Raw genomic sequence first — 996 nt, 5'->3', positions numbered from 1 at the left:
AGCTCATTGAAGCGATTTGCAGCGGCAAGAAACAGTTATGGCTTGTTTTGGATGATGACGAGCGCTTTTTAGCGGCATTCACGACCCAGATACAACAGACAGTTTTAGGAAAGAAGCGCGCTCTGATTTGTGAATGTAGTGGCAAGGGCGTTCTTGATCAAGTTGATAATTTGACATTTGTAGAGGATTGGGCGCGTGAGAATGGGGCTTCTGAAATGGAGATCTTGGGTCGTTTAGGTTGGAAGCGCGCATTGGACAAGCAAGGCTATGGCATAGATATGCTTTATTATAGGAAGGAATTGTGACATGGGGAGCAAGACACCAACAACGACAGAACAGAAGCAGGTGCAGACAAGTGCCCCTCCCGCTTGGATGCAGAATGTCTTTAAGCGTGGGGGTGCAGATGCGTATAATCTGTATGATACAGGGATGGGTGGTAATGTGTATGGGGGACCTCGTGTTGCACCTTTAAGTGCTCCAACTTACCAAGCAATCGGAGGTCTTGGAGCTATTCCTCATCAATATCAAAATTATATGAATCATTTGATGAATACTCCCATGCAGGCAGAAAGAAATATTGGTGAATTGGCTTCTAGTTATAAAGGGGGCTATGATCAGGATTTTGAAGATGTACTTAAAAAATCTATGGATGATGTGAGAGATACGATTAACAGCTCTTTTGTAGGTGCTGGTGGTTATGGATCTGGTGCACATACAAAAGTGTTGGCGCGTGAACTTGATGCATTGTCTAAAAGTGCTAGGATTAATCATTACCGTCAGAATAAGCAGGATATGTTACATGCTAATGCCTTACTTGGTGATTTTAATAAGTATCGCTTAGGCATGATAGGCAACTTATTCCCCTCTTATAATAATGCCTATTCGAATATGTTGCAGGGGTCATCTGTTCTTAATGACTACAATCAACGCCTTGTTGATGCCAATCGTGAACGTTGGCTGGAACAAGACAATAGCGGCTGGAATAGGTTGAATATG

General features: G+C 43.0%; 2 protein-coding genes. Both read left to right on the top strand.

Annotation, left to right across the window (positions count from 1 at the left end):
• The coding region (locus tag ACFINR_RS09425; RefSeq protein ID WP_375654239.1) for a hypothetical protein at positions 1-305 on the top strand (305 nt) is incomplete at its 5' end.
• A 1-nt stretch (position 306) separates the two neighbouring features.
• Positions 307-996 (top strand): hypothetical protein (locus ACFINR_RS09420; protein ID WP_375654238.1); only part of this gene is annotated, 690 nt, incomplete at its 3' end.

This window comes from Bartonella sp. AP19HLJMH (assembly GCF_042196245.1).
Classification (GTDB): domain Bacteria; phylum Pseudomonadota; class Alphaproteobacteria; order Rhizobiales; family Rhizobiaceae; genus Bartonella.
Note: the sequence above shows the minus strand (reverse complement) of the source record. Positions and strands in the feature narration are given on the sequence as shown.